At 30.6% G+C, this 7,174-nt stretch carries 5 protein-coding genes and 1 pseudogene; 3 read left to right on the top strand and 3 right to left on the bottom strand.

What is annotated here, in order from left to right; genetic code table 11:
• Positions 1 to 7 precede the first annotated feature (7 nt).
• Positions 8 to 387, bottom strand: a pseudogene (locus B3M86_RS11130) (DUF6268 family outer membrane beta-barrel protein).
• A 389-nt stretch (positions 388 to 776) separates the two neighbouring features.
• Here B3M86_RS11130 and B3M86_RS11125 point away from each other — a divergent pair.
• A complete protein-coding gene (locus B3M86_RS11125; RefSeq protein ID WP_286496307.1) occupies positions 777 to 1,232 on the top strand; it encodes a DUF4442 domain-containing protein in 456 nt (151 codons plus the stop codon).
• A gap of 353 nt (positions 1,233 to 1,585) precedes the next feature.
• Here the strand turns inward: B3M86_RS11125 and B3M86_RS11120 are convergent, their stop codons facing one another.
• The gene (locus B3M86_RS11120; RefSeq protein WP_280037794.1) at positions 1,586 to 3,067 is read right to left on the bottom strand and encodes a PLP-dependent aminotransferase family protein; all 1,482 of its coding nucleotides are present in this window, start codon (positions 3,065 to 3,067) and stop codon (positions 1,586 to 1,588) included.
• A gap of 87 nt (positions 3,068 to 3,154) precedes the next feature.
• Here B3M86_RS11120 and B3M86_RS11115 point away from each other — a divergent pair, with 87 nt between their 5' ends.
• Complete coding sequence (locus B3M86_RS11115) at positions 3,155 to 5,014, top strand: TonB-dependent receptor plug domain-containing protein (RefSeq protein ID WP_219035157.1); 1,860 nt, start codon at positions 3,155 to 3,157, stop codon at positions 5,012 to 5,014.
• Between the two features lie 126 nt (positions 5,015 to 5,140).
• Positions 5,141 to 6,127: a lipoate--protein ligase gene (locus B3M86_RS11110; RefSeq protein ID WP_219035158.1), complete on the top strand. Its 987-nt coding sequence runs from the start codon at positions 5,141 to 5,143 to the stop codon at positions 6,125 to 6,127.
• A 413-nt stretch (positions 6,128 to 6,540) separates the two neighbouring features.
• Here the strand turns inward: B3M86_RS11110 and B3M86_RS11105 are convergent, their stop codons facing one another.
• Positions 6,541 to 7,173, bottom strand: a complete 633-nt coding sequence (locus B3M86_RS11105) for a response regulator transcription factor (RefSeq protein ID WP_125349324.1) — start codon at positions 7,171 to 7,173, stop codon at positions 6,541 to 6,543.
• Position 7,174: the final 1 nt, after the last annotated feature.

Raw genomic sequence — 7,174 nt, 5'->3', positions numbered from 1 at the left:
CGCTATTTCAGGACGGGACATGTTTAATAAATAAAACACCTCCTTGACCCAAAATATCATCGGTAGATATATTTTCCATATCAGTGTAAATACCTACTGAAGCCATTGTCAAAATAGACCATGAGAACTAATAGGTGAAAAGTATTGTAAACCAATTTGAGTATTCAACATTTCTGAAGGAAATAATTGTTCTTCATAATTTTTATTGTTCATTCTTGCATATGCAGTACTAAATAGCAAAGACCAGTTGCTATATTTTCCATCTTTCAATTCTTTCGTATATAAAGGAATTTTCAAACTCACTTCTGCTTTTTTGAAATCGCTTTTAGAATCTGTTTTTAAACTATCTATTGGACGTATATAATTGGAAAATGGAACATATTCCATTTTTAATTGACCTCCAATTTTATTTTGTGCATTCAAGAAAGTAGTCAATAAACTAAACGCGGAAATTAAAATGTTTTTTTTCATCTTTTTTTGCCAAAGAGAGGAGTTTTAATAGTAAAAAAATAAATTAATTGACGAATTACTATTCCTGATTGATATACGGTGATAGAAGAACGATATCATTATTTATAATCTAAAGTCGAGAATGAAAGACAAGAGTTTTTTGATTACTTTTTTGCGCTCTAAATATCGATGAATTGCATCTTCTCCTCCTAGTAGAATAAGGCGTAATGAATAAATAACTTTAGAATTAATTTCTTCAATAATTGAAGAAAATCAAATAAAACATTTACTTTTATTATATTAACCCTTTTTGATATAATGAGAATATGAACAAAGAATTTTTTAAAAATATACTGACAACTCAAATTCCGATTGCGTGGATTGCTGGAGTTCGTTTGGAATCGTGGGAAGAAAATAAAGTTTCGATACGAGTAAAATATGGATTCCTTAATCAAAATCCGTTCAAAAGTATGTTTTGGGCGGTGCAAGGAATGGCAGCAGAATTTTCTTCTGGTTTGATGGCAAATGCTAAGATTTCTAAATCAGGTGAAGATATATCGATGTTGGTTTTGGGAATGCAATCGAAGTATTTGAAAAAAGCTATTGGTAAAATTGTGTTTACTTGCGAAGATGGAGAAAAAATAGACGCAGCTATAAAAGAAGCGATCGAAACGAAGAAAGGTGTATCGCTAAATGTGACAAGTAGAGGCGTAGACGAGGAAGGAGATATTGTTTCAGAGTTTCAGTTTACGTGGACATTCAAGTTGAGAGATAAAAAATAATGAAACCAATACTTAAAACATTTTTAATTTCTGTACTATTTAGTTTTATTGTTTCTTTTGTAAGTTGTTTAGTATTATTTCTTCACGAATCCTACAAAAGTTATGGTTCAATTCGTATTGTAAATTTTTCTAGTGTTATGTATTTTATAATTCAGTATTCATTTTTAGTTGTTTTACAGTTGATTATACTTAATTTTTTGGTTGGAATTATGCTAAAAAAATTCAAAATCAGACTATCAAAACAATTTATAATTTATGCTTTTTTAGCGTTGATTTATTTTATAGGAATTAATTATTACATTGATTTTAGATTAATTGTAATTAATCCTACATAAAAATATAAAGGCTGAAATTTATTCAGCTTTTTTTGTGATTTCTTGTTTCAAAATTGAAATTACTTCATCTATTTCTTCAAAATTTAGATGCGCAAATCCAAGGCGAATTCCAGTTTGATGTTGGGTTTGATATAAAATTGTTTGTGGAATAAACAATTCATTTTTTAAACAATTTCGTTTTAATTCCATTAAATTTATAGGTTGATTAAAATTAATCCAAACAGCTAAACCTCCATTTGGACTAGTAAAACTGATAAAATCATTTAATTCCGTTTTCAATTTCTGACAAAAATAATCGCGTCGTTCTCGATAGGTTTTACGATGTTTTTTTAAGATTCGATTTATTTCACCTTCACTAATCATTTCACCTAAAACTTGTTCGATAAATGGATCAACCTGTTGATCAAGAATTGATAAGTGTTTCTTCGCTTCAAGAATTAGATTTTTCGGTGCTACAATAAATCCAATTCGGTAACCTGGTGCAAGGTAATGACCAAATTTTCCAGTATAAAGAACCATTCCATTTTGATCCGAACTTGCCAAAGGTAAAATTGGATGATTGCTGTAATGGAAATCAAAATCGTAATCATCTTCCACAATTGCAAAACCAAATTCCTGCGAAAGTTGTAGTAATTCAACTCTTCTTTGCGAACTTAATGTAACCGTTGTAGGATAATGGTGATGCGGTGTAACGTAAACAATTCGTATCGGAAATTGCTCGCATAATCTTCTTAAATCATCGGTGTCAATTCCAAATTGATCCGTTTTTATTTGTTTGATTTTAGCAAATTGTGTCTGAAAAATCATGTTACTTTTATAGTAACTTAAATTTGCGACAGCGACAAAATCATTTTGTTTTAGTAGAATTTCAGCAATTAAAAAAAGTGAAATTTCCGAACTTCTCGTTACCAAAATATTTTCTTTCGAAATATGTAAACCTCGTGTTAAATTGAGATAATTCGCTAAATTCTTTAAAAAATAATCATTTTTGGAATGATTTACTTTTGAAATTGAAGTTTTTCGTTTTAAAATAGCTGAATATAATTTAGCAGGAAGTTTTAATTCTGCTAACCGATGATCGATTGATCCATCTGTTAAATATAATCGTTGATTAAAATTTTCGTACGGATTATCCAAAAGTATCGATTGTTCAAATTGAAAACCCGTTCTATCAGGATACAAATTGATTGAAAACTGTTTTGGAACAATCGTTTTCTGAAACTGTTGAGAGGCGTGACTCAATACATAACTTCCTCTATTTGGAACGATTTCTATCCAACCTTGGGCTTCAAGTTCTTGAAAGCTATTGACAATTGTATTGCGATGAAGTGTTAAAATCTCACTTAATTGCCTCGTTCCAAGTAATTTTGTTCCACTTGGAATATAGCCTAATTGTATAGCTTTAGCCAGTTGATTCGCTAATTGAAGATAAATCGGTGTATCCGAATTGCGTTCGATTTTGATAAAACTTTTGTATGGTATTTCAGCCGGACTATTCATTATCTGTAAACTGGTATATTATGACAGGTCGGAAAGGTACTACTTTCGCATCAGATTTAACTCAATTAATTAAATAATTAGTCAAAAATGAAGAAGATTACTATGGTATTGTGTTTAGCTGCACAAAGTATTTTTGCACAAAATGCGAATGATACCATTGCAATAGGTGAAGTTTCTATTTTAGATAACCGTCTGAATACGCCACTTTCTAAAGAAAATAGAAACATTTATGTGTTAAGTAAATCAGAAATAAACAAATTACCTGCACGTTCTTTACAGGATGTGTTGCAGTATGCATCTGGAATAGATTTGCGTCAACGAGGACCGTTTGGAACGCAAGCTGATATTTCGATGGATGGCGGAAGTTTTGAGCAAACATTGATTTTGTTGAATGGAGTAAAAATTATGGATCATCAAACAGCTCATAATGCGTTAAATCTTCCCATTCCCCTAGAAGCGATTGACAGAATTGAAGTGGTACGTGGTCCGGCTGCTCGTGTTTACGGAAATAATAGTTTGACAGGTGTTATTAATATTGTCACGCGTCAACCAAAGAAAACGGGCGTTTATGCGAATACCTATTTTGGAACAAATTTTAAGAAAGATACCGAAGATACAGGTGACACCTACACAAGTAGAGGTGTGCAACTTGGTGCGAATTTGGCAAAAGATACGCATCAACATCAGTTGTATGTGAGCCATGATTGGGGAAATGGATACCGATACAATACGGCTTACGAGAACAATAAATTGTATTATCAAGGAAACTTTCAGTTTGATGATGCCAATAGTTTAGTTGCTTCGTATGGTTATGTAAAAAATGGATTTGGAGCAAATGGTTTTTATGCTTCGCCTGGTGATAAAAATTCGAAAGAATTGATTGAAACAACATTAGTTAACATTCAGTCAAAACATAAATTATCGGATCGAATTTCGTTAGCACCACGTGTGAGTTATCGTTACAATTTTGATGATTATCGCTATTATAAAAATGATTTGAGTAAAGCACGTTCTCTGCATTACTCAAATTCTATTTCGGGAGAAGTAAATTCGACCTATCAATTGAATAAAGATCAAATTGGAATAGGAGTTGAATACCGAAATGAGCAAATTTCATCAACTAGTATCAAAAATCATACACGCGATAATATAGGATTTTATGCAGAATATAAAACGGATGTTACACCAAAACTGAATGTAAATATAGGAACGTATGTTAACTATAATTCTCAATATGGTTGGCAAGCATTTCCAGGAATTGATGCGAGTTATGCGGTAAATTCGAACTTGAAATTAATGGTAAATGCAGGTACAAGCCAGCGAATTCCTTCGTTTACAGATTTATATTTGGATCAACGACCAGGAAATATAGGGAATGCAAATGTTGAATCTGAAAAGGCATTTCAAACAGAAATTGGTTTCAAATACAACAAAAGAAATTGGACGTTTAATGCCTATTATTTTTATCGTTCGATCACAGATTTTATCGATTGGGTACGTTTAACATCTAATGAACCTTGGCAAGCGCAAAATTTTGGAGATTTGAGAACACATGGATTTAATACGAAGGTTTCATATTTAGCAAACCTTTCTGCGAACCAGAGTTTGAAATTTTCTTTGAGCTATTCTTATCTTGATCCTGAGTTTAAAAATGTTGATGATCAATACAATTCTAAATATAAAATAGAAAGTTTAAAACATCAGTTAATCAATACAATAGATTATGCAATCGGAAGAACTACTTTAAGTTTAGCGAATCGTTATAATACACGTCAATCATATAAATCTTATTGGATTACTGATGCAAGAATTAATCATTCATTCAAAAATAATTTGAGTATTTATTTTGATGCACAAAACATTTTTAATACTACGTATAACGAAGCTGGAGCCATTCCGTTGCCAACAACTTGGATGAGTTTAGGAATTAAATTTACAGGGATTTAGATGATGACAAACATTTAATATTCTCTTTAATAGTTTATATTATAAATGCGATGAGACAACTTTTTTAGGAAAGTTGTCTCTTTTTCATTCCATAAATTTCTTCCTAACTTTGCAAAAATAAATTGTATGATTATCATCGATTCGCCATCTCATGATGCGTATTTCAATATAGCTTTAGAAGAATATTTATTGTACCACTATCCAACAGAAGATATTTTTTTGCTGTATATCAATGCTCCGTCAATAATTGTCGGAAAATTTCAGAATACATTGGCAGAAATTAACTTGGATTATGTGACTGAGAATAATATCAAAGTTGTTCGTCGCATGTCGGGTGGTGGAGCTGTTTATCATGATTTAGGGAACCTAAATTTTTCTTTTCACACATTATTAGGACAGAATGATTTTATGGATTTTTCAACATTTACCGAGCCTATCATCAAATTATTAAATAGTTTGAATGTTCCTGCAAAATTGGAAGGAAGAAACGATTTGTTAGTTGATGGTAAAAAGTTTAGTGGAAATGCAAAATTGGCTCGTAATGGAAAAATGATTCAACACGGAACGATACTTTTTAATTCGGACATGTCAGTTTTAGGCGATGCATTAAAAATTAATCCATTAAAATATGTGGATAAAGCCATCAAATCTAATCGTGCACGTGTGATTAATTTGATCGAATATTTTCCAAATGAAATGACGACGGACGAGTTGAAAGCTTTGTTGATTGATGAAATGTTAGAAACAAATGAAGGAGCGACAATTTATCATTTAACAATCGAAGATTTGAATGGTATTGCGAAATTGATTGAAGAAAAATACCAAACATGGGATTGGAATTTTGGTTTTTCACCAAAATATAATTTCAAAAATGCAAAGAAAATTCCAGCAGGTTTTATTGAAGTTCACTTGGATGTAGAGCGAGGCGGAATAATTGAAAAAGCTAAAATATTTGGTGATTTCTTCGCTTCAGAACCGATTGAAGGTTTAGAAAATAAACTAATTGGTGTTAAACATAACGAAGAAGAAATTACAAAAGTTCTGAATTCTATTGATGTAACAGATTATTTTGGAAAGGTTACAGTAGACGAAATTTTAGAATTATTTCGATAAAATTATAAGCCAAATTTTTATGAAAGTTTGGTTTTTTGATTTCAATTTTACTTCTAGATAAAAAATTCTGTTTCTTCTTAAGAAATTGTTGAATCCTTTCTGGATACTTGTTTTTTTACATTTTAGATGAAAAATCGTTTTGAAAACTTACTTGATCTAATTTTAACCTTCCTATTTCTCAGTTTTTTGCAAAAATAAAGACGGAAGAGCTCACGACTTTTAGTTAATTAGTAATATAAAAAAAATCGCTTAAGTAGAGAACTAAGCGATTTTTCAATAGATGTAGTTAAGGTAATAAGAATTGGTTAGTAATCTTATTTTGGGTTGTTTAGTGGTTGAAATATAGATTGTTATTTCTTTTTCAAAATTGATAAAAATTTTAGAATTAAAATATCCCTATTTATAGGTATTTTTTAAGGTTTTGAAATCAATCCATATTCTATTGCTGATGTGATTGCTGAACTTAAATTTGATGTTTTAAATTTTTCGATCAAATTTTTTCGATGACTATCTACCGTATGTGTACTAATAAATAACTTATCTGCAATTTGTTGTGTTGTTAATCCTTGTGCAGCTTCAATTAAAACCTCTTTTTCGCGACGCGTCAATTTCGGAATCGTATTCAAACCATCTTTTTCTTTTTTACTCATCACATTTTTGGTTTGTGAACAAAGAAATTTCTTTCCATCAAAAATAGAATTAATTCCTTCTAATATTTCGTCAACAGAAGCATTTTTCTGAATATAACCCGAAGCACCTTCTTCCAAACAACTATTAATTACAGCGTATTCATTGTGTACGCTCAACATAATAATGTGCATATCAGGATATTTTTTCTTGAAAGGTTTAATCAATTCAATACTATTAGTATCCGATAAATTGATGTCTAACAAAAGAATATCAATTTCTGTTGTTTTTAAGGCTTCTTGTAATTGTTGAGCCGAAGCATAACAATCGACCACTTGTAAGTTTTGTTGATTACTCAAAATATTTCGCAAACCTTCTAATAATAAAGGATGATCGTCTGTGATTGCTATTTTTATCATA

The organism is Empedobacter sp. UBA6305 (assembly GCF_002440405.1).
GTDB lineage: Bacteria > Bacteroidota > Bacteroidia > Flavobacteriales > Weeksellaceae > Empedobacter > Empedobacter falsenii_B.
The sequence above is the reverse complement of the archived record's forward strand: the minus strand, read 5'-3'. Positions and strand labels throughout refer to the sequence as shown.

Bases quoted from the DNA above. Each gene is read 5' to 3' on its own strand.
- B3M86_RS11110 (WP_219035158.1), top strand. From the start codon at position 5,141: ATGATTATCATCGATTCGCCATCTCATGATGCGTATTTCAATATAGCT.
- B3M86_RS11115 (WP_219035157.1), top strand. From the start codon at position 3,155: ATGAAGAAGATTACTATGGTATTGTGTTTAGCTGCACAAAGTATTTTT.
- B3M86_RS11120 (WP_280037794.1), bottom strand. From the start codon at position 3,067: ATGAATAGTCCGGCTGAAATACCATACAAAAGTTTTATCAAAATCGAA.
- B3M86_RS11105 (WP_125349324.1), bottom strand. From the start codon at position 7,173: ATGATAAAAATAGCAATCACAGACGATCATCCTTTATTATTAGAAGGT.
- B3M86_RS11125 (WP_286496307.1), top strand. From the start codon at position 777: ATGAACAAAGAATTTTTTAAAAATATACTGACAACTCAAATTCCGATT.